At 71.9% G+C, this 20,024-nt stretch carries 20 protein-coding genes; 13 read left to right on the top strand and 7 right to left on the bottom strand.

The genetic code is table 11. The annotated features are described in order from the left end of the window. Positions 1-131: 131 nt before the first annotated feature. Genes IEZ31_RS21665 through IEZ31_RS21655 form a run of 3 tightly spaced genes read right to left on the bottom strand, consistent with a single transcriptional unit; the run spans position 132 to position 2,067 of the window. Positions 132-776 (bottom strand): methyltransferase domain-containing protein, encoded by a 645-nt coding sequence (locus IEZ31_RS21665; protein ID WP_190251744.1) that lies wholly within the window; start codon positions 774-776, stop codon positions 132-134. Further along, positions 773-1,417 carry a TIGR04282 family arsenosugar biosynthesis glycosyltransferase gene (locus tag IEZ31_RS21660; protein WP_190251743.1) on the bottom strand — a complete coding sequence of 215 codons (645 nt, stop codon included), beginning with the start codon at positions 1,415-1,417 and terminating at the stop codon, positions 773-775. The genes IEZ31_RS21665 and IEZ31_RS21660 overlap by 4 nt, the downstream gene beginning before the upstream one ends. After that, entirely contained in the window at positions 1,414-2,067 is a 654-nt protein-coding gene (locus tag IEZ31_RS21655) for a glycosyltransferase family 2 protein (RefSeq protein WP_190251742.1), read from the bottom strand. Before IEZ31_RS21655 ends, IEZ31_RS21660 begins: the two co-directional genes overlap by 4 nt. A 113-nt stretch (positions 2,068-2,180) precedes the next feature. Here IEZ31_RS21655 and IEZ31_RS21650 point away from each other — a divergent pair, with 113 nt between their 5' ends. Then, complete coding sequence (locus tag IEZ31_RS21650) at positions 2,181-3,290, top strand: NAD-dependent epimerase/dehydratase family protein (protein ID WP_190251741.1); 1,110 nt, start codon at positions 2,181-2,183, stop codon at positions 3,288-3,290. A 335-nt stretch (positions 3,291-3,625) separates the two neighbouring features. Then, entirely contained in the window at positions 3,626-3,958 is a 333-nt protein-coding gene (locus IEZ31_RS21645) for a branched-chain amino acid transporter permease (protein ID WP_190251740.1), read from the top strand. 391 nt (positions 3,959-4,349) lie between these two features. On the opposite strand, the gene IEZ31_RS21640 is transcribed toward IEZ31_RS21645, so the two are convergent. The 4 genes from IEZ31_RS21640 to IEZ31_RS21625 all read right to left on the bottom strand — a co-directional run bounded on the left by IEZ31_RS21640 (position 4,350) and on the right by IEZ31_RS21625 (position 9,808). Continuing rightward, positions 4,350-4,952 carry a hypothetical protein gene (locus tag IEZ31_RS21640; protein WP_190251739.1) on the bottom strand — a complete coding sequence of 201 codons (603 nt, stop codon included), beginning with the start codon at positions 4,950-4,952 and terminating at the stop codon, positions 4,350-4,352. Between the two features lie 341 nt (positions 4,953-5,293). Further along, on the bottom strand, positions 5,294-5,806 hold the full coding sequence (locus IEZ31_RS21635; RefSeq protein ID WP_190251738.1) for a methylated-DNA--[protein]-cysteine S-methyltransferase: 513 nt from the start codon (positions 5,804-5,806) through the stop codon (positions 5,294-5,296). A 454-nt stretch (positions 5,807-6,260) separates the two neighbouring features. Then, entirely contained in the window at positions 6,261-7,205 is a 945-nt protein-coding gene (locus IEZ31_RS21630) for a D-2-hydroxyacid dehydrogenase (protein WP_190251784.1), read from the bottom strand. Further along, positions 7,205-9,808 carry a family 78 glycoside hydrolase catalytic domain gene (locus tag IEZ31_RS21625; RefSeq protein WP_229835710.1) on the bottom strand — a complete coding sequence of 868 codons (2,604 nt, stop codon included), beginning with the start codon at positions 9,806-9,808 and terminating at the stop codon, positions 7,205-7,207. Before IEZ31_RS21625 ends, IEZ31_RS21630 begins: the two co-directional genes overlap by 1 nt. An 87-nt stretch (positions 9,809-9,895) precedes the next feature. Between IEZ31_RS21625 and IEZ31_RS21620 the strand changes: the two genes are divergently transcribed. The 11 genes from IEZ31_RS21620 (at position 9,896) to IEZ31_RS21570 (ending at position 20,008) form a co-directional block, all read left to right on the top strand. Then, entirely contained in the window at positions 9,896-10,321 is a 426-nt protein-coding gene (locus IEZ31_RS21620) for an AraC family ligand binding domain-containing protein (protein WP_190251736.1), read from the top strand. Beyond that, positions 10,318-11,166 (top strand): NAD-dependent epimerase/dehydratase family protein, encoded by an 849-nt coding sequence (locus tag IEZ31_RS21615; RefSeq protein WP_190251735.1) that lies wholly within the window; start codon positions 10,318-10,320, stop codon positions 11,164-11,166. Before IEZ31_RS21620 ends, IEZ31_RS21615 begins: the two co-directional genes overlap by 4 nt. A gap of 23 nt (positions 11,167-11,189) precedes the next feature. Next, a complete protein-coding gene (locus IEZ31_RS21610; RefSeq protein WP_190251734.1) occupies positions 11,190-11,942 on the top strand; it encodes an SDR family NAD(P)-dependent oxidoreductase in 753 nt (250 codons plus the stop codon). 16 nt (positions 11,943-11,958) lie between these two features. Next, entirely contained in the window at positions 11,959-12,366 is a 408-nt protein-coding gene (locus IEZ31_RS21605) for a carboxymuconolactone decarboxylase family protein (protein WP_229835708.1), read from the top strand. Between the two features lie 2 nt (positions 12,367-12,368). After that, positions 12,369-13,766: an alpha-amylase family protein gene (locus IEZ31_RS21600; protein ID WP_190251733.1), complete on the top strand. Its 1,398-nt coding sequence runs from the start codon at positions 12,369-12,371 to the stop codon at positions 13,764-13,766. A gap of 121 nt (positions 13,767-13,887) precedes the next feature. Further along, a complete protein-coding gene (locus IEZ31_RS21595) occupies positions 13,888-15,171 on the top strand; it encodes an ABC transporter substrate-binding protein (RefSeq protein ID WP_190251782.1) in 1,284 nt (427 codons plus the stop codon). 77 nt (positions 15,172-15,248) lie between these two features. Continuing rightward, positions 15,249-16,133 (top strand): carbohydrate ABC transporter permease, encoded by an 885-nt coding sequence (locus IEZ31_RS21590; RefSeq protein WP_190251732.1) that lies wholly within the window; start codon positions 15,249-15,251, stop codon positions 16,131-16,133. 3 nt (positions 16,134-16,136) lie between these two features. Continuing rightward, a complete protein-coding gene (locus tag IEZ31_RS21585; RefSeq protein WP_190251731.1) occupies positions 16,137-17,039 on the top strand; it encodes a carbohydrate ABC transporter permease in 903 nt (300 codons plus the stop codon). Next, positions 17,036-17,887 carry an amidohydrolase family protein gene (locus IEZ31_RS21580; RefSeq protein WP_190251730.1) on the top strand — a complete coding sequence of 284 codons (852 nt, stop codon included), beginning with the start codon at positions 17,036-17,038 and terminating at the stop codon, positions 17,885-17,887. The genes IEZ31_RS21585 and IEZ31_RS21580 overlap by 4 nt, the downstream gene beginning before the upstream one ends. Then, positions 17,884-18,951, top strand: coding sequence for a hydroxyacid dehydrogenase (locus tag IEZ31_RS21575; protein WP_190251729.1), 1,068 nt, complete (start codon positions 17,884-17,886; stop codon positions 18,949-18,951). The genes IEZ31_RS21580 and IEZ31_RS21575 overlap by 4 nt, the downstream gene beginning before the upstream one ends. Before the next feature lie 22 nt (positions 18,952-18,973). Continuing rightward, complete coding sequence (locus IEZ31_RS21570; RefSeq protein ID WP_229835705.1) at positions 18,974-20,008, top strand: LacI family DNA-binding transcriptional regulator; 1,035 nt, start codon at positions 18,974-18,976, stop codon at positions 20,006-20,008. Positions 20,009-20,024: the final 16 nt, after the last annotated feature.

Below are 20,024 nucleotides of genomic sequence, written 5' to 3'. Positions count from 1 at the left end.
GCCGGTGGCGAAGCAGACGCCGAACGCGGCGGCCAGCCACAGCCCGAGGTGCGCGGTCAGCCGGGTCGAGCGCGCCGCGGAGTTGAAGCGCTGCGACAGCGTGGTCAGCTTGCTCAGCTTGGTCAGCGGGCTCAGCGGCTGAGGTGGGCGAACCATCGGCCGGCCTCCGTCCAGGACTCGACGAGCCGCAGCGCGGCCCGCGCCGCGACGGTGGCGACGGCGTTCGCGTCGACGAACGCCCACGGGAACGGCGTGCTGATACGGCCGGGCCCGGCCAGGGCGAGCCGCCCCCGCCACGTGCCGGCGCCGGGCGGGTCGACCTCGACCAGCACCGTGCCGGTGGGCGCCAGCAGCGCCCGGCAGCGGCGCAGCAGCCGTTCCGGGTCGCCGCCGATGCCGATGTTGCCGTCGGCGAGCAGCGCGCGGTCCCAGCGGCCCTCGTCCGGCAGGGGCGCGAACAGGTCCTGGTGGGCGACCGGGACGCCGTGGCGGCGGGCGAGCCGGACGGCCTGCGGGCTGGCGTCGACCCCGAGCACGCGCCGGCCGGTCCCGGCGAGCGCGCGGGCGAGCCGGCCGGGGCCGCAGCCGAGGTCGACGGTGGCGCCCGAGCACCGGTCGAGCAGCGTGTCGTCGCCGGGGCGCAGGCCGGCGCACCAGGCGCCCGGGTCGATCGGGCGGACGTCGGCGCCGTGCCGGTCGACGAGGCGCAGCGGTGCCGGTTCGCCGCGGGCCGCCCGGCGCAGGGCGGCGCCGTAGACCACCGCCGGGGCGGTCACCGTGCCGCTCCGGCGGCCAGGCCCGCGACGGTCCGGGCGAACCGGCCGTGCGGGCTCGCGGCGGCGACGAGCACGGCGTCGGTCACGGTGTCCACGTCGCGCAGCGTCGCGGCCGTCGCCACCGACAGGCCGTGCCCGCGCAGCGCGGCGACGGTGTCGGCGGCGGTGGACGCGGTCGACATGGGCACGCCGGCGACGGCGGCTCCGGCGAGCGGGTCGCGCAGGCCGAGCAGCCACCAGCCGCCGTCGACGGCCGGGCCGAGGACCGCGTCCGCGCCGGTGAGGCGCTCGGCCGCGGCGCCCAGGTGCGCCGGCGTCAGCTGCGGCGTGTCCATGCCGACGAGCAGCGACGCGACGCCGGGCAGGGCGGTGTCGCGGTACGCGGCCGCGATCCGTTGGCCGAGCGGCCCGCCGCGCTGGCCGGTCAGGCGCCAGCCGGGCGGCGCGCCGAGTTCGCCTTCGACCACCAACGTGTGGGCCACGGCGGCGGTCGCGTTGAGCGCATCGATGGTGTCGGCGAGTGCGGCCGCCGCAACCCCGGCGGCCTGCTCGTATGTCCACGGTGGACAGAGCCGGGTCTTGACCCGGCCGGGCACCGGCGCCTTGGCGAGCAGCAGCAGCTGTACCGGCGGCGCGCTCACCGGGCGAGCACCCGGCTCATGTCGCGCACGGCGCGCAGCGTGCCCGCGACGGTCCCGGTCACCTTCGACCGGCCACCGGCGGTGCGGGGCGCGTAGTCGACGTCGACCTCGCCGACCCGCCAGCCCGCGGCGGCGGCCCGGACCACCATTTCGAGGGGGTAGCCGAAGCGCCGGTCGGTCAGGTCCAGGGCGAGCAGCGCCTCGCGGCGGGCGGCCCGCATCGGCCCGAGGTCGTGGACCGGCACGCCGGCCGTGCGGCGCAACCGCCAGGCGACGACGGCGTTGCCGACCCGTCCGTGCAGGGGCCACGCATCGGGCGCGGTCGGCCGGCGCCGCCCGAGCAGCAGGTCGGCCTCGCCCGCGGCGACGGGCCCGGCGACCCGGGGCAGCTGGCAGGGGTCGAAGGAGCCGTCTGCGTCCATGAAGCACACGACGTCGGCGGTCGCGGCGCGCAGGCCGGCGTGCGCCGCGGCGCCGAACCCGCGCGGCGCCGCGGCGACGACCGTCGCGCCGTGTGCCGCGGCGATCGCGGCGGAGGCGTCGGTGGAGCCGTTGTCGGCGACGATCGGGTGGTAGCCGGCCGGCATCCGGGACAGCACCCACGGCAGCGCGGCGGCCTCGTTGAGGCAGGGCAGAACGACATCAGGCACGATTCGGACGCTATATGTGATCTTGAAGGGAAGATCTTACGAGCCGCGAACCAACCATTACGAACCGCGAACGTGGCCGGGCGGTGCCTCCGGCCGGCGCCTACGTTGACCGGATGCGGATCCTCGTCACCGGCGGTGCCGGTTTCATCGGCTCGCACGTCGTCGCCGCACTGCGCGCCGCCGGCCATGACGCCGTCGCGCTCGACAGCCTGCACCCCGCCGCGCACGGCGCCGGTCATCCGGTCCCGGACGACGTCGTGCAAGCGGACGTGCGGGACCCCGCCGCGGTGGCCGGCGCCCTCGCCGGCGTCGACGTCGTCGTACACCAGGCCGCCATGGTCGGCATGGGCGTCGACCTCGCCGACCTGCCGGCGTACGTCGGCTGCAACGACCTCGGCACGGCGGTCCTGCTCGCCGGCATGGCCCGCGCAGCTGTGGGCCGCCTGGTGCTCGCCAGCTCGATGGTGGTCTACGGCGAGGGCGCGTACGCCTGCCCGCGCCACGGCCCCGTCCAGCCCGCCCCGCGCCGCCGCGCCGACCTCGACGCCGGCCGGTTCGACCCGCCCTGCCCCGCCTGCGGCGCCGCGCTCGTCCCCGGCGAGGTCGGCGAGGACGCGCCGTTGCGGCCGAGCAGCGTGTACGCGGCCACGAAGACCGCGCAGGAGCACCTCGCCGCGGCCTGGGCGGCCTCCGCCGGGGGCGGCGTTGTCGCCCTGCGGTACCACAACGTCTACGGGCCCGGCATGCCCCGCGACACGCCGTACAGCGGCGTCGCGGCGATCTTCCGCTCCGCGCTGGAGGCCGGCCGCCCGCCCCGCGTCTTCGAGGATGGTGCCCAGCGGCGCGACTTCGTCCACGTCGAGGACGTCGCCCGCGCCAACGTGCTCGCCGTCGACGCCACCGCGGAGAGCGGCTTCCGGCGGTACAACATCGCCTCCGGCCACCCGATCACCGTCGCCGCCATGGCCACCACCCTCGCCGGCGCCATGGCCGGCCCAGCGCCGGTCGTCACCGGCGAGCACCGGCCCGGCGACGTCCGCCACATCGTCGCCTCCGCCGCCCTCGCCCGCCGCGACCTCGGCTTCACCGCCCGCATCGACCCGGCCGAAGGCCTGCGGACCTTCGCGACCGCCCCGCTGCGGCCCGCGGCGCCGGCGACGATCGCCACCGGCCCGGCCGCTGGCCACGACATCCGCCCGGTTCGGGAGACCCCCTGGCGCTGACCCCGACACGCCGGGCATCGCGGCCGCGACGAGCGACAGCGTCCGGCAGCGCGGAACCCCGCTAGGCCGTCCACCCCGAGCTCACGGCTCCAGCACATCTATCGCTGCTCCCCGACATTATCGCCGGTCTGGACTTCGCGCTCACCGCCCTGTTCGTCGTGCTGGCCATCGAAGCCGTCCGAGCCCGCCGCCACGACTACCGACCCCGGTCCTGGCCCTGCTCGCCGCGCTGGCCGCCCGCCTTGTCTTTCCCCACCAGATGCTGCTGGCCGCCTTCGACCTGTTCACCGCCGCGCTGCTGGCCCGCCAGTTCCGTGCCACCCGGAGATCCGCCCGTGCCTGAGACCCCGTACCTGCTCGCCGCCGTCCCCGTGTCTGCCGCGGTTACCTGGAGCCTGCGCGCCCTGCCATTCGCCGCCCTGGCCCGGCTGCGCGCCAGCCGCACTGTCCACTACCTCGGCACAGCCATGCCGGCCGGCGTCATGGTCATCCTTGCCGCCTACTGTCTGCGCGACCTGGACCACACCGAGCCCCACCGCCTGCTCGCCACGGCGCTTGCCGTCGTCGCCACGATCGGCCTGCACCTGTGGCGCCGCAGCGCCCTGCTCAGCATCCTGGGCGGCACCGCCATCCACGTTGCGCTCGTCAGCACACTTTTCGCCAACTAACCAGCCTCCGCCGTAAGAGACCCCTGCATGACCCGACGCACGCGTGGCTGGCTGCTCGCCGCGCTCTCCGTGGTGCCGACCACCGCGCTCCCGTGGCTGCCGGTGGCCGCGCGGGCCTTGACTGAGGCACGCCGTACCGAAGCTGCACGCGGAAGCCCGGCGAGGACCGGGCACGCTGGAGGGGGCTCGCAGTGCTGGAGTTGCCGTCATTACCGGTCAGGCTGAGCGACGCCGAGCCGCACCGGCCCCGAGTTCTGCGCGACGTTCCCCGATGGCATATCCGGCGCAAGGAGACGGCCGGCTCGCTCGCCGCAGACGAGGCGCGCATGTGCAAGGTTTGCAGCGGGGCCGGCCGGAACCACGGGGTCGGCCGGCCCGTCCTGAGATGGGACTAGTTGTGCACTGTGCCGGTCCACCAAAGCGCCGTCATGTTGTTCTGGGCGTCGAGGTGGTAGACCACGACGTTGCCGTCGGACTGGACGGCCAGCACGGCATCTGAGTCGATGGTGTTCGACCGTTTGCCCACCGGCTGGTTGCGGTAGTTGTATACGACCAGGTTGCCGTCGACCTGCATCCGCGCGTACTCACCCACTCGGTAGGTGTCGGCGGCCCACTTCGGTTGGTTGTTCTGGTCGTAGACGACGAAGTTTCCGTCCGTCTGCATGATCAGCCGGTTGTTCGGCATGGAGCACATGTCGCCCGGGTAGAAGGTCGACTGAGGGAAGACGATCCACGCCGTCACGCCGAGGTAGGACCACAACTGCGGGGCAATGGCGGCGTCGCGGGTTGGCGGGCATTTCCGCTCGTGGCTGAGTGCCTGGAATTGCCCCGCCTCGGTCGCGGAGAACACGTGCACGGCGGACGCCGGGACAACCACGCTCGGGGCGGGGTCGGCCGACGCCGGCGCGGCTGGGGCGACCGCGACGGACAGGGCGGTGACGACCACGGCCGCCAGCGCGGCGGCCAGGGGCCGCCGATTGGTTCGGAGCAGCACGGCGAGGAAACTCCATTTCGTCGGAGCGCCAGAGTTCGATCGACGCCGATCTTAGGGGAGTCCGCTTGTTCCTCGCGGCCCATTTGCCATACATGCGCAAACCAGTACAAGTCAGGTTGTCCGCGTTCGTTGCTTTGCTTCGCGCGACGCCGCCGGCTGGGCAGGACCGCTGCTCTCAACCGTCCAGGCTCAGGGCGCGTACTGTGCCGCCGGTGCCGCGCCTCGGCGGCTTTGCGGCGCGCGGCGCCGGCGACCCGCGTCCCGGCGCGGGCCGCACAGGAGGGGCGTCTCATCTTCACGGCCTGATCGACGTGCCATCTGGCCGGAACGCGAGGTCGCGGCTAGAACAGCCGCCCGGCCCGTGCCTCGGCCGGCTCCTCAAGGTCCAGCAGAATCTGCTTGCGCTCGAGCCCGCCGCCGAATCCGGTGAGTTTGCCGCCCGCGCCCACCACCCGATGGCAGGGGATGACTATACTCACCGGGTTGCGCCCCACCGCCTGGCCCACGGACTGCGCGAACCCCTTGCTGCCCAGCTCGACCGCAATGTCGCCATAGGTGATCCGCTCGCCGTACGGGATCTCCCGCAGCTGCGACCAGACTCGTTCCTGGAACTCGTCACCGTTCGTTGCCGCCGGGACGTCGAATACCTGCCGGTCCCCGGCGAAGTACTCGCCGAGCTCGCTTTGCGCCTGTGCCAGCACCGGATCCGCTGATGCGTCGGCGCGGCGGCCCCACGCGGAGGGCGGGGGCGTGTACCGGTAGCGCGGAAAATACAGCCCCACCAGCGCGTCATCGCCGGCGACGAGCAGAAGCCGCCCTACCGGGCTGTCCAGATAGGCGTGGCGGACGTCCATTCTGATCTCCTGTCTGCAACTGCTGCCTGTCCGTAACGAAGACGCGCGGGCGCCCTGAAACGTGAGACGTGCCCCTGATGGTGACCGGCCGGACAAGATGGCGGGGTAACGGAAGACTGCGGCCAGGCCAGATTCTCCAAGGGCATAGGTACGCGGCGCTGTTGCCCGTCGTCGTCGCGGACGGCGATCGGCAGCGGGACGTCCATGCGCCGCCCGGCCAGCAGGTTACCGAACTGGGCGGCGGCGCGGCGACAAGCGGCCGGCGATCCACGACCCAACCCGCCCTCGTCCTCGGCACGCGCACCGTCCGCGGGCACGAAGACCGCCTCGCCGGGGCGCCGATCGGCACCGAAGATGATGCACGGTGGCGCTGCCGGTGCCGGTGTCGTACTTGACGATCGTGTGTTCACTCACGGTGCACAGGTGCCGGTTCGGCCGCCAGGTGCGGTCGTCGTCAATAGCCAGCTTCGCGGTCCACCACCGTGGCCAGCGGCGTGCCCGCGGCGAAGCGGCGCAGGTTCCCGGCGGCCGTGTCGAACGACCGGCGCCGGGACTGCCGGGTCGTCGAGCCGTTGTGCGGCGTCACGATGACGTTCGGCAGGTCCCACAACGGGCTGCCGGCCGGGAGCGGCTCGACGTGGTGGGCGTCGAGGCCGGCGCCGGCGATCCACCCCTCGAGCAGCGCCCGCTCGAGGGCCAACTCGTCGGCGACCTCGCCGCGGGATACGTTCACGTAGTAGGCGGTCGGCTTCATCGCCCGGAACTCGGCCTCGCCCAGCATGCCCCGGGTCTGCGGCGTGAGCGGCGCGGTGACGACGACGGCGTCGCACTCGGCGAGCATCTCCGCGACCCGCTCCGGCGGGTACAGCGCGTCGACCTCGGGCGTCTCGACGGGCGTGCGGCGGGTCGCAAGGATCCGCAGGCCCAGGCCCCGGGCGATCCCGGCGAGGTGCCGGCCCGCGTGGCCGAGCCCCACCAGGCCGAGGGTCCGGCCGGCCAGCTCGCCGTGCATCGCCGGGTCCCAGCGGTGCTCCCGCTGCGCCCGCGCCCAGTGCCAGCCGCCCCGGTCGAGCAGCAGGAGCAGCAGGACCGCGTGTTCAGCCAGCCCGATCGCGCCGTTGCCAACCGACGCGGTCAGGGTGATGTCGGGGCGGGCGGCCAGGCCGGGGGTGAAGGCGTAGTCGGCCCCGGCCGTCCAGAGGTGGATCCAGCGCAGCGCCGGCGCGGCAGCCAGCTCGGCGTCGGAGATCCGGCCGATGACCGCGCCGACGTCGCCGAAGCCGACGGGCTCGCCGTCGGCCGGGAAGCGCAGCTCGAGCCCTGGACCGGCGGCGTCGCGCAGCTCCTGGCGCTCCCGCTCGTCCAGGCCGAGGCCCCGCACGATGACCGGGATGCGCATCACCGGGCCGCTCCGGCCGGGTGCGGCGCCGTCGCCCGGTGCCGGCCGGGGCCCAGGTGTTGCAGCGGTACCCCGTCCAGGTCGAGGACCGCGGTGGTGCCGGTCGGCACCGTCGTGTCGACCTCGATGCCCTTGGCCGTCAGGCGCCACGCGATGGCCGCCTCGCCGTACGGCGTGATGTGGCGCGCGGAGGCCGACGTCAGCCCGCCGCCCGGGCGGGGCCGGAACAGGATCTCGCGGTAGCCCGGCGCGGCCGCGTCGAGGCCGGCGACGACCCGGTGCATCCAGTCCGCCACGGCCCCGAGGGCGTAGTGGTTGAACGACGTCATCTGGCCGGGGTTGACCGTGCCATCGGGGAGCAGGGCGTCCCAGCGCTCCCACACCGTGGTCGCACCCTGGGTGACGGCGTAGAGCCAGGACGGGCACTCCCGCTCGAGCAGCAGGTCGTAGGCGGTGTCCAGGTACCCGTTGGCCGACAGCGCGTCGCTGACGAGCGGCGTGCCGACGAACCCGGTCGCGATGCGGTTGCCGGCCCGGGCGACGAGCTCCGCCAGCCGGGCGGCCGCCGCGGCGCGCTCGGCCGCATCCGGGATGAGGTCGAACGCCAGCGCGAGCGAGTAGGCGGTCTGGGCGTCGCTGGTCATCCGCCCGTCCGGCCGGACGTACTGGGCGGCGAAGGCCTTGCGGACCGCCTCGAACAGGTTCGCGTAGTGCGCCCGGTCGTCGGCCCGGCCGAGCAGCTCGGCCATCCGGGCCGCGGCGCGGGCCGAGGCGGCGAAGTACGCGGTGGCCACGAGGTAGCGGTCCGTCGTCGCGTCGGCCGGGTCCTCGGGCGGCGCGGCCGGATCGAGCCAATCGCCGAGCTGGAACCCCTCGTTCCACAGGTGCTCCGGGCCGGCGAGGCGGTCGATGAGGTCGACCCAGCGCCGGGCGCTGTCGAACTGCCGCTCGACGAAGGCCAGGTCCCCGTAGCGGTCGAACATCGTCAGCGGCGTGAGCGTCGCCACGTCGCCCCAGGCCGCGCCGGGCCGGATCGGCGTCCACATGTACTTCGACGGGATCACCGGTACGTACCACGGGATGGTGCCGTCGGGCAGCTGCTCGCGGGCCACGTCCTGCAGCCAGCCGCCCAGCATCCCGGACACGTCGTAGAGGAACGCCGCCGTCGGCGCGAAGACCTGCAGGTCGCCGGTCCAGCCGACGCGCTCGTCGCGCTGGGGGCAGTCGGTGGGAATGTCGAGGAAGTTCCCCCGCATGCCCCAGACGACGTTGCTGTGCAGCTGCTCCAGCATCGGATCGGAGCATGCGAACCAGCCGGTGCGCTCCAGATCGGTGTGGTAGACCCGGGCCACGATGTCGCTCGCGGCGACGGCGGCGTCCAGGTCGCCCGGCCAGCCGGACACCTCGGCGTAGCGGAAGCCGTGGAACGTGAAGCGCGGCTCCCACTCCTCGGTCCCGCGCCCGGCCAGCGTGTAGTGGTCCGTGGACCGGGCCGAGCGCAGCGGCCGGGTGTACAGCTCGCCCTCCTGCAGCACCTCGGCGGTCCGGATGCGCACCGTGGCGCCGGCCGGCCCCTGCACCCGGATCCGGGGCCGGCCGACGAGGTTCTGCCCGAAGTCGAGGATGCGCGCGCCGCTCGGGGCGGTGAGCACGGCGACCGGCGCGACCTCCTCCGTGCACCGCACCGGTGGGCCGGTGGGCGCCCGCAGTACCGCCGGATCCTGCTGGTGCACCGCGACCGGCGTCCACGTCGCGTCGTCGAAGCCGGGCGACGACCATCCGGGCTGTTCCTCCCGGGCGTCGTAGTCCTCGCCGTCGTAGTTCCCGGTCCGGATGATCGGGCTCGGTGCGGCCCGCCAGGACGCGTCCGTGGCCACCGTCTCGGTCCGGCCGTCGTCGTAGCGCAGTTCGAGCTGGGCGAGCAGGGACAGGTCCGAGCCGAAGAGATTGCGGAACCCGCCGCGCCAGCCCAGGCGGCCGCGGTACCAGCCGTCGCCGAGCCACGAGCCGATGGCGTTGCCGCCCGTCCGCAGCAGCGGCGTCACGTCGTAGGTGTAGTAGCGCAGGTGCTTGCCGTAGACGGTCCAGCCGGGCGACATGGCGTCGTCGCCCACGCGCCGGCCGTTGAGCTCGACCTCGTACAGGCCGTGCGCGGTCACGTAGAGGCGCGCCGAACACAGCCCGGCACCCACTTCGAACTCGCGTCGGACCAGGGAAGGGCGCCGGTCGTCGGAGTCCGGGTCCTCGTCCCACGCCGCACCCACCGGCGCGGCCACCCAGTCGCCCGGTTCGAGCAGGCCGGCCTCAAGCTCGGTCGGCTCCGACCACGGGCCGTGGCCACCGTCGGCGCCCGCGACCCGGACGCGCACGGTGGCCCGCTCCCGGGACGCGAGCGGGGCGGACGGCCACGGGACGAGGATCTGTTGGGACGTTTCAACGCGGACCTTCTCGACGGTACCGCGCCGCGCGACCTCGAGTTCGTACGCGTGCTGACGCCAGTGCGGCTCCGCCGTGGTCGTCCACGAGACGCGCGGAGCGGGCTCGCCGATGCCTCGGGGCTCGCGGTGATGTTCAATCCGCGGCGCGGAAGGCGTGCCCGGCATGCGTTGCCCTTTCATCGAAACGGCTGGGGGACCGAACTGTAACAACAGTTCTTGACACGTTTCAACCGGCGAAACAAGATGGACCCCGTGCCGATCTACACCCCCTCGGACTGGCTTCACGATGCCACCCGGCCGCCCGCCGCCCCGTTCGGCTCCGCCGGGCGGTTCGCCGTGCCGCTGCACGGTGGCCGGTTCGACCGCCACTTCCACGACACCGCGGAGCTGTGGTTCGTGGCCGAGGGACGGGCGAAGATCCTCGTCGACGGGGCCGAGCGGTACGTCCAGTCCGGCGACATCGTGCTCACGCTGGCGGGCGACGAACACGACTTCATCGAGGTCTACGAGACCGTCCGCGGCTTCTTCGCGGAGAGCCCGGTCCCGCCGGGCGGCCGCGGCGGGCACCGGCATACCGACCCCGGGCTGGCCGCCGGTCACGACGTCCCGACCCGGCCACTACCCGGCGATTTCCCAGCCCGTCACGGGGACGGGGCCGCACGGAAGGGGACGGCATGAGGATCGCGGTCACGGGCAGCTCCGGCAAGCTCGGGCGGGCCACCACCGCCCGGCTGCGCGAGGAGGGGCACGAGGTACTCGGCCTCGACCGCGGCGGCGAGGCCGGTTTCGGCTTCACCCGCGTCGACCTGGGCGACTACGGCCAGGTGCTCGACTCGCTGCTCGGCGTCACGGCCCGGCACACCGGGCTGGACGCGCTGGTTCACCTGGCCGCCATCCCGGTCAACGGGCTGGTGCCGGACGCCACGACGTTCCACAACAACATGATCGCGTCGTTCAACGTGCACTTCGCGGCGCTGCGCGCGGGCCTGCGCCGGATCGTGTTCGCCTCGAGCATCACCGCGATGGGCTTCCCGTTCGACCAGGCGCCGCCCGCGCTGCCGGTGACCGAGGAGCACCGGGCCGCCCGGAACACCTACGGGCTGGGCAAGGTCCTCGAGGAGACGATGGCCGAGCAGCTCGTCACGTGGCAGCCGGAGCTGTCCATGACGGCGCTGCGGTTCACCAACGTCGTCGGCCCCGAGGAGTACGGCGGGTTCGCCCGGGCGTCCGACCCCGGCTACCGCCGGGACCTGCTCGGGTCCTACGTCGACGCCCGCGACGGCGCGCTGGCCGTGTCACTGGCCCTGGCCCGGGCCGAGCCGGGCCTCGCGGTCTACAACGTCGCGGCGCCCGACACCGGCCTTGACATCCCGTCGGCGGAACTGGCCGCGCGGTGGTTCCCGGGCGTTCCGGTCGCCGCCGACCTGGGCGAGTTCGAGTCGCTGATGTCGACCCGGAAGGCCCGCGACGAGCTGGGCTTCACCGCTGTCCACCGGTGGCGGGACGAGTACCGCCCGGCGTGAGCCGGCCGGCCGAAGGAGACGAATTGGTACAGCTAGAGGGCCGGCGGGCGATGGTCACGGGGGCCGCGGGCGCGCTGGGCGCGGTCATCTGCGAGGTCTTGGCGCGCGAGGGCGCGGACATCGGCGGGCTCGACCTCAACGCGAGCGGCCTCGCCGCCACCGGCGATCGGGTCCGGGCGGCGGGTCGCGGGTGGGCCGGCGCGGCCGTGGACCTCACCGATTTCGTCGGGGTCCAGGAGGCGGCCGCCGGGCTCGTCAGCCGCCTCGGCGGCGTCGACATCCTGGTCAACTGCGCTGGCGGCGGGGCGGTGAGCTTCTTCCACGAGATGAGCCCCGAGACCTGGCGCACGCAGATGGCACGCAACCTCGACCAGGTCTTCAACGTCACCCGGGCGGTGCTGCCGGCCATGCTCGCCGCGCGGTCCGGGCGCATCGTCAACATCGCCTCGATCGCCGCGGTGTCGGGCGGCCGGCTGGTGCGTGGGGCGACCGCGTACGCGGCCGCGAAGGCCGGCGTCATCGGGCTCACCAAGGCGCTCGCCATCGAGGTCGCCGAGCAGGGTGTCACCGTCAACGCGATCGCGCCGGGCGCCCAGGCGACGCCGGGCCGGGACCGGGACACGCCGCAGCGGCGCGCGGCCCTGCTCGACCAGATCCCCACCCGGCTGCTCGGCGAGCCCGAGCACCTGGCCGCGGCGATCGTGTTCCTGGCCGGCCCGGCCGGGGTCAACGTCACCGGCGTCGTGCTGCCGCTCGACGGCGGCCACTCCATCTGACGACCGGGAGGTCAGCTTGAAACGGTTCGAAAAGGGCGCGCACTGGTTCGAAGAGGTCTACGGCGCCGGCAAGGCCGACGGCCTGGTCGAGATGCAGACCGGGCTCGCCCAGGACCTGGCGCGCTTCGGCGTCGAGTTCAACTTTGGCGACATCTACTCGCGCCCGGGTCTGACGCTCGCCCAGCGGGAGCTGCTGTCGCTCGCCTCGCTGGTGACGATCGGCGGCCTCGAACCGCAGCTGCGCGGGCACACGCGGGGCGCGATCCGGGTCGGCTGCACGCCGACCGAGATCCTCGAGACGGTCATCCACGTGGTGCAGTACTGCGGCTTCCCGAAGGCGCTCAACGCCATCCGGGTGGTCACCGACCAGCTGATCGAGCTGGGCGTGGAGATACCCCCGGCGCTGGGGGAGGGCGGGGAGTGAGCATGTCGCCGCTGGTAGGGATTCAAGTCGGCGCCATCTCGTTCGCCGACGAGGGCGTCGAGACGGTCCTCGACACCGTCGCGGAGAAGGCGGCGGTCAACACCGTGTTCGTCGCGACCCAGGCGTTCGACCGCGGGCTGGCCGGGCGCCAGACGTGGTACCGGCCGTGGCCGGGGCACGGCCCGGAGGAGAAGGACGACGTCCACCTCGGCGGGTCGTTCGTCGAGCAGCACGCCGAGTTCTACGGCGGCACCGTCCTCGGCCCGCACCGGGCCCGGGACGCCGAGGTCGTCGGGTTCGACGCGCTCGACGACGTGATCCCGGCGGCGCGCGAACGCGGCATCGCCGTCTACTCCTTCGTCCTGGAGAACACCCACTCCGGCCTGACCAGGCACGTTCCCAACTGGCCGAAGGTGCTGCAGGTCGATGCCTGGGGCCGCGCCGACGCGTACGCGTGCCTGCGCAACCCGGACTACCAGAACTGGTGGCTCTCGCTGGTCGAGGACCAGGTCAAGAGCTATCGGCTGGACGGCATCATGTGGGGGTCGGAGCGCAACGGCCCCCTGGACAACGCGCTCGGCGACGGCGGGTTCGCCCGCAACGGCAACCCGTACTGTTTCTGCCGCTGGTGCACCGAGGCCGGCGAGCGCGAGGGCATCGACGTGCGGCGGGCCCGCCAGGGGTACCTGGAGCTGGACCGCCTGCTCAACGACGAGGCCCCGGACGTGCCGGTCGGCGACTCGTCCTTCATCCGCTTCCTGCGGCTGCTGGGCACCTGTCCGGAGATCGTCGCCTGGGATGCGCTCTGGCACCGCGGTTACGAGGAGTTCCAGGCCCGGCTCTACGGGGCTGTCAAGTTCCTCAACCCCGAGGTCCGGGTCGGCTGGCACATCTGGCACCACAACTCGTTCTCACCCTGGTACCGGTCGCAGCTGGACTTCGCGAAGATGTCGTCCTACTCGGACTTCGTCAAGCCGGTGCTGTACAACAACTGCGCCGGCTACCGGCTGCACCATTACATCCGGACCGTCGCGGGCCGTCTCTTCCGCGGCGTGCCGGAGCAGACCGTGTACGACCTGTTCCGGACCTCGCTCGGCTACGACGAGGCCATCGCGTTCGAGGACCTGCCGAGCGTCGGGCTCTCACCGGACTACGTCCTGCGGGAGACCCGGCGCACGGTCGCGGCCACCGCCGGCCGGGTGGCGGTGTACCCGGGGCTCGACATCAACATCCCCACCCCGGATCACGTCCGGCAGACGACGCCGGACGAGGTCCGCAAGTCGGTCCGGGCCGCGCTGGACGGCGGTGCCGACGGCGTTCTGTTGTCCCGGAAGTACTCAGAGATGACCTTCGCCAATCTCGAGGCGGCGGGCGAGGAATTGCGCTCTCGCAACGCCTGATTGGGAACCGGCCGAGGTTGTTGACCGGACCGAAACTTGCTTGTAACGTTTCATCACCCCACGCGCCCCCCGAGTCGCTCCGCCGGGCGCGGATCTTGAAGGAGCCCTGAACGTGAATCTGATGATGCGCATCATGCCCCGCCGGGCGAGCGTTCCCATCGCGTTCGCCGCCGTGACGAGCCTGCTCCTAGCCGGATGCTCAGGAGGGAAGGACGACGCCCCCGTGGGCGGCGCCAAAGAGTTCTCCGTGCTGGTCACAACCGAGAACACTCAGACCGGCGCGATGTTCGACGACCTGAAGGCCAACCAGTGCTCCGACGCGCAGAAGCAGCTGCCGTACACACTGTCGCAGACCCCCAGCTCGGAGATGCAGTCGAAGGTGCAGCTGCTCGGCGGCCAGAACGCGCTGCCGGTGATGTACGCCGGAACCCAGTCGCTGATCGCCCCCAAGGGTGACCTGCAGGTGTCCGGCCAGGTTCTGGACCTGAAGGAAACGTTTCAAAAGCTCGGGGTGCTGGACCAGGTGACCCCGGCCGCGCAGTCGGTGATCGAGCAGCTCTACGCCGGCAGCTTCCCGACGGTGCCGCTGCAGTTCAACATCGAGGGCATCTTCTACAACAAGAAGATTTTCGCCGACCACAACATCGCGATCCCGACCACGCTCGACGAGCTCACCGCCGCCGCCGCGAAGCTGAAGTCCGAGGGCGTCACCCCGTTCGTCGCCTCCGGCAAGACCGGCTGGACGATCAGCCGGTGGCTGGGCGCGATCATCTACAGCCAGCTCGGGCCGGACGCGCTGCAGAAGGTCAAGGACAAGAAGGCCAAGCTCACCGACCCGCAGTACGTCGCTGCCGCGCAGAAGCTGCAGGAGCTGGGCAAGTACTTCATCGACGGCATCACCAACCTGGACTACGACACCATGAACGCGCAGATGCTCAACGGCAGCGCGGCCATGATGTACATGGGCACCTGGTTCCTCGCCGCGGTCAACGACCCCAAGCAGAACAAGGTCGGCGACAACATCGGCTTCTTCGGCGTCCCCGGCATCAAGGGCTACCCGGCGAACGTCGGCTCCCCGAACGCCATCAACGCCAAGCTGTACAACGACGGCGTCGGCGCGTGGCTGACCTGCATCGCCAAGAACTGGGGCTCCGAGTCGCTCAAGAAGCAGGGCACGTTCTCCGGCTTCAAGGTGAACACCCCGGTCGACAGCCTGCCGGCGCTCACGGCCGACATCCAGAAGAAGATCGACAGCGCGCCGGCCAGCGTGCTGTGGTTCGAGGGCCTCTTCACCCCGAAGGCCAACAACGACTCCAGCGCGAACGCGGCGCCGCTGCTCACCGGCGCGATGTCCGCCAAGGACTTCATGACCCTCATCCAGTCGGACCTCGACGCCGAGGCGTAGTCCGCCCGGTCCATGCCCTGGGGTGGCGGCGTCCGAGCCGGGCGCCGCCACCCCGCCCTCAACGGAGAGGACCTCCCGTGAAGCACGTCTTCGGGAACAAGAAGGCCATCGCGACCTTCCTGCTTCCCGCGCTTCTGATCTATCTGGGAGTCATGGTCGTCCCGGCGGTCTGGTCCCTCTTCCTGGCCTTCATGCACGGCAACCCGGTCCGCGGGTTCGAGTTCACCGGCATGAAGAACATCGACCGGCTGTTCAGCGATCCCCAGGCGGGGCACGCGCTGTGGTTCACGCTCAAGTACGCGATCGTCATCAGCGTGGGCCAGATCGTGCTCGGCTACGCCCTGGCGCTGCTGTACGTCTTCGTCCTGCGCAAGGCCTCGACGTTCGTGCGCACGCTGGTGTTCTTCCCGGTGGTGGTGCCGACCGTCGCCGTCGCCCTGCTGTTCAACCGCATGTTCGCCTCCTCGCCGCAGGAGGGGCCGGTCAACGCGATCCTCGGCCTCGTCGGGCTCGGCGGCACCGACTGGTTCGCCGACGGCAACAAGGCCTTCATCGTTATCGTGATCATGGACCTGTGGCGCACCATGGGCTTCTTCGCCGTCCTGCTCTACGCGGGGCTGATCGAGATCCCGGAAGAGATCATGGAGTCGGCCCGCCTGGACGGCGCCGGCACCTGGCGGCTCGTGCGGCACATCGTGCTGCCGCTGTCGATGCCGGTGCTGCTGGCGACCGTCATCTTCAGCCTCAACGCGTCGCTCAAGGTCTTCGACTCGATCGTCGCACTCAACAACGGCGGCCCCGGCTACCAGACGACGCCACTGAACCTGCTCATGTTCAAGACGGCCTTCAGCTTCGGTGACTTCGGCTACGGCAGCACGCTCGCGCTCGTCATCACCCTGGTGTGCCTCACCGTGACCCTGTTCGTCTTCCGCTCCTCCCGGCGCGACCTCACGAAGGACTGAACCGTGACCGCGATCAACGTCGAAACGGCTCCGCGTCCGCGGACGGGGGCTCCGCGCCGGCAGTCCGGCACGCTCGCCGGCCGGCTCACCGGCGGCCTCCTTGTGAAGCTGCTCATCGCGGTGATCATCATCGCGGAGATCTACCCGATGTTCTGGATCCTGACCAACTCGTTCAAGACCAAGAGCGAGATCGTCGACGAGCCCCTGTGGTCCCTGCCGGGCGGGCTGCAATGGCACAACTACGTCGACGCCTGGACGACCGGCAGCCTCGGGCACTACGCCCTCAACAGCCTCATCGTTACGGTGCCGTCCCTGATCCTCATCCTCCTGCTGGGCGCCGCGGCCGGCTTCGCCCTCGAGGTGATGGTCTGGAAGGGCCGCAACGCCGTGCTCTTCCTCATCGTCGGCGGCATGATGGTGCCGCTGCAGATGGTGCTGCTGCCGCTGTTCACCATCTACTTCAACCTCAACATCTCCGACAGCTACCTGCCGCTGATCATCACGTACGTCGGCCACGGGCTCCCGCTGACCGTATTCATGATGGCCACCTATTTCCGGGCCGTGCCCCGGGAACTCTTCGAGGCGCTGGCGATCGAGGGCGGCGGGCCGTTCCGCGCGTTCTTCTCCATCGGGCTGCCGCTGATCCGCAACGGCCTGTTCACGATCGGGCTCCTGCAGTTCTTCTCGGTCTGGAACGACCTGCTCATTGCGCTGACGTTCAACGTGGACTCGAAGCTGTCGACGATCCAGGTCGGCCTGCTGCACTTCAGCGACGAGTACGGCTCCGTCGACTACGGCCCCCTGTTCGCCGCCATCAGCATCACGGTGTTCGGCACCCTCGCCGTGTACCTCATCCTCAACCAGCAGGTCATGCGGGGCCTGACGGCCGGGTCGGTGAAGGGGTGATCGTCGACGCGCACACCCACGTCTGGCCGCGCTGGCCCTACCGGCCCGACGTGCCCGACTCCGAGTCCCGCGGCCGGGCGGAGAACCTGCTGCTGGAGATGGACCGGGCCGGGGTCGGCGCCGCGCTCCTGGTGAACGCGCGCATCGAGCACGCCGAGGACAACAACGACTACGGTGCCGAGGTCGCGGCCGTCCACAGGGGACGGTTGCTCCAGGTCGCCGACATCGACAGCCGGTTCGGGCCGGACTACCACCGGCCGGGCGCGGCCGACCGCCTCCGCGCGACCATCGAGAAGTATCAGCCGGTCGGCGTGTCCCACTACCTCGCACCGGACAACGACGGCTGGTTGCTGTCGGACGAGGGGCGGGAGTTCTTCCGGGTCGCGCAGGACGCGCGACTGCTGGTGACCCTCGCGGCCCCGCCGAACTGGTACGACGACCTGCGCGACGTCGCCCGCCGGTTCCCCGGCCTGCCGATCATGGTCAACCATCTCGCGGTCGTCATGCTGCATCCGAACGGGATCGACGCGGGCCTCCGGCTCGTCCTCGACCGCGAGGACGTACCGAATCTGCTCGTGAAAGTCTCCGGGTACTACTACGGGCACGAGCGGCCGTGGGACTACCCGTATCTCGACCGGCTCCCCATCGTCAAGGCGTTCGCCGAGAACTGGGGTGTGGGCCGGATGGTGTGGTCGTCCGACTGGCCGTCGCTGCTGCCGCACCACAGCTACCGGCAGGCGCTGCAGGTGCTGCGGGACCACGCCGACTTCCTGAGTGCGGACGACGTCGCCCGGATCCAGGGCGGCACGCTGGAGACACTGCTACGCGAACGGGGACACCTGCAATGAGCGCGCCGAAGCCACGGGTCGGGATCGTCGTGACCGGGGCGGGCCGCCGCCGGTACTTCTTCCCCGAGGACGTCGAGCGGATGGAGCGCTTCGCCGACGTCGTCTGGCTCGATCTCGACGGCCCCGACCGGGTGTTCGGGCCGCCGGCGGAGGACCCGGCGCTCACCGCGCGGGTCGCCGAGTTCGCCGCCGACCTCGACGCGCTCGTCGTGAGCTACGGCTGCCCGCGGATCACCGACGCGGTCATGGCCGCGGCGCCGCGGCTGCGCATGATCGGCGATACCCACGGCGACCGCTTCGGGTTCCGGGTGGACGTGGCGGCCGCGCACCGCCGCGGGATCGTGGTGTGCGACACGACCAACGGCTCGTCGGATCCGGTCGCAGAGTGGGCCCTCGCGCTGGCGATGATCGGCCTGCGCAATGCCGGCGCGCTGTTCCGCCGGCTGATCGCGGGGGAGCTGCTCTGGCCCGACCGGACCGTGTTCCTCGATGACCCCGGCTACCTGCGCGGCGAGCTCACCGGCAAGACGGTCGGCCTCATCGCCCTCGGCAACATCGGCCGCCGGCTGCTGGAGCTGCTCCGGCCGTTCCACGTGCGGGTGCTCGCCCACGACCCGGGCGCCCCGGACGTGCTCGCCAACGCCTACGACATCGACCTGACGAGCCTGGACAACGTGCTCAAGCGCTCCGACGTCGTCATCTGCCTCGTGCCGCTGACGCAGGCGACGGCAGGCCTGATCGGGCCGGAGCAGATCGCCCGGCTGCGCCCCGGGGCGGTGTTCGTCAATGTCTCGCGCGGTGCCGTGGTGGATACTGAGGCGCTGGTGGACCGGCTGCGCCGGGGCGACATCATCGCCTGCCTCGATGTCGTCGAGCCCGAGCCCTTGCCGACCGACTCGCCGCTGCGCACAATGCCTAATGTGTTCCTGAGCCCGCACATCGCCGGCGTGACGGACGCCGCGGAGCCGAGGTTCTTCGAATACATGGTGGACGACGTCGAGCGCGTCCTCGCCGGGGTGCGCCCGCGCTACCGGCTGGTGCCGCGCGAGCCCAGTTCCGCGTGAGACGTTGTGGAGTATTCCGACAGTGAGTGAACGAGGCAACGGCGCGGTGAACAAGGTCGGCATTCGCGAGGTGGCGCAGCACGCGGGTGTCGCGCTGGGCACGGTGTCGCACTACCTCAACCATCCGGAGCGGGTGTCGGAGGAGAAGGCCGAGCGTATCCGCCTCGCCATCCAGGAGCTTGGGTTCGTCCCCAACATCGTCGGCCGCCAGCTGCGCCTCGGCGAGAGCAACGCCATCGCCTACATCGCGCCCGACTTCAGCAACCCGTTCTTCTTCACCCTCGTCGAGGGCGTGGAGGCGCGGGCGGCGGAGCACGGGCTGGCGGTGTTCGTCGTCAACGCGCACGGCAACCGCGAGCGGGAGGACCAGTACATCGGGCTGTTCGAGCGCTACCGGGTGCGCGGCATGCTGGTCGCGTCGTTCGAGCGGCTGGAGGACCGGCTGGCGGAGGTGCGCCGGCGCGGCACGCCCAACGTGCTGATCGGCGGCCGCGCCGTCTCCGAGCAGCAGCCGTCGGTCTCGGTGGACGAGGTCGTCGGCGGGCGGCTCGCGGGGGAGCACCTGCTGTCGCTCGGGCGCCGGCGCCTGGCCTTCGTCGGCGGGCCGCTGTCGATCCAGCAGGTCGCCGGGCGGCTGCAGGGGGCGAGCCTCGCGGTGCGGGAGGCCGGGACGGCCACTCTCGAGGTGGTCGACATCGCCGAGCGCACGATCCGGGCCGGGCGGGCCGTCGGGCACCGCATCGTGGCCCGCGACCCGGCGCAGCGGCCCGACGCCGTGTTCGCGGTCAACGACCTGCTCGCCATCGGCATCATGCACGCGTTCGTCATGGCCGGCCTGCGGATCCCCGACGACGTCGCCGTCATCGGCTACGACGACATCGAATATGCCGAGTCGTCGATCGTCCCGCTCTCCTCCATCCGCACTCCGCACGAGGACTTCGGCTCGATGGCGGTGGACCTGCTGCTGAAGAACATCGAGTCGGGTGCGGTACACCACGAGGTCTTCACGCCCGAGCTCGTCATCCGCGCCAGCACGAGCGGCCCGGTTCCCGCCTGATCCGGGCCGCTCGGCG

The organism is Dactylosporangium sucinum (genome assembly GCF_014647515.1).
Taxonomy (GTDB): Bacteria; Actinomycetota; Actinomycetes; order Mycobacteriales; family Micromonosporaceae; genus Dactylosporangium; species Dactylosporangium sucinum.
The sequence above is the reverse complement of the archived record's forward strand: the minus strand, read 5'-3'. Positions and strand labels throughout refer to the sequence as shown.

Bases quoted from the DNA above. Each gene is read 5' to 3' on its own strand.
- IEZ31_RS21650 (WP_190251741.1), top strand. From the start codon at position 2,181: ATGCGGATCCTCGTCACCGGCGGTGCCGGTTTCATCGGCTCGCACGTC.
- IEZ31_RS21635 (WP_190251738.1), bottom strand. From the start codon at position 5,806: ATGGACGTCCGCCACGCCTATCTGGACAGCCCGGTAGGGCGGCTTCTG.
- IEZ31_RS21630 (WP_190251784.1), bottom strand. From the start codon at position 7,205: ATGCGCATCCCGGTCATCGTGCGGGGCCTCGGCCTGGACGAGCGGGAG.
- IEZ31_RS21625 (WP_229835710.1), bottom strand. From the start codon at position 9,808: ATGCCGGGCACGCCTTCCGCGCCGCGGATTGAACATCACCGCGAGCCC.
- IEZ31_RS21615 (WP_190251735.1), top strand. From the start codon at position 10,318: ATGAGGATCGCGGTCACGGGCAGCTCCGGCAAGCTCGGGCGGGCCACC.
- IEZ31_RS21600 (WP_190251733.1), top strand. From the start codon at position 12,369: ATGTCGCCGCTGGTAGGGATTCAAGTCGGCGCCATCTCGTTCGCCGAC.
- IEZ31_RS21595 (WP_190251782.1), top strand. From the start codon at position 13,888: ATGATGCGCATCATGCCCCGCCGGGCGAGCGTTCCCATCGCGTTCGCC.
- IEZ31_RS21575 (WP_190251729.1), top strand. From the start codon at position 17,884: ATGAGCGCGCCGAAGCCACGGGTCGGGATCGTCGTGACCGGGGCGGGC.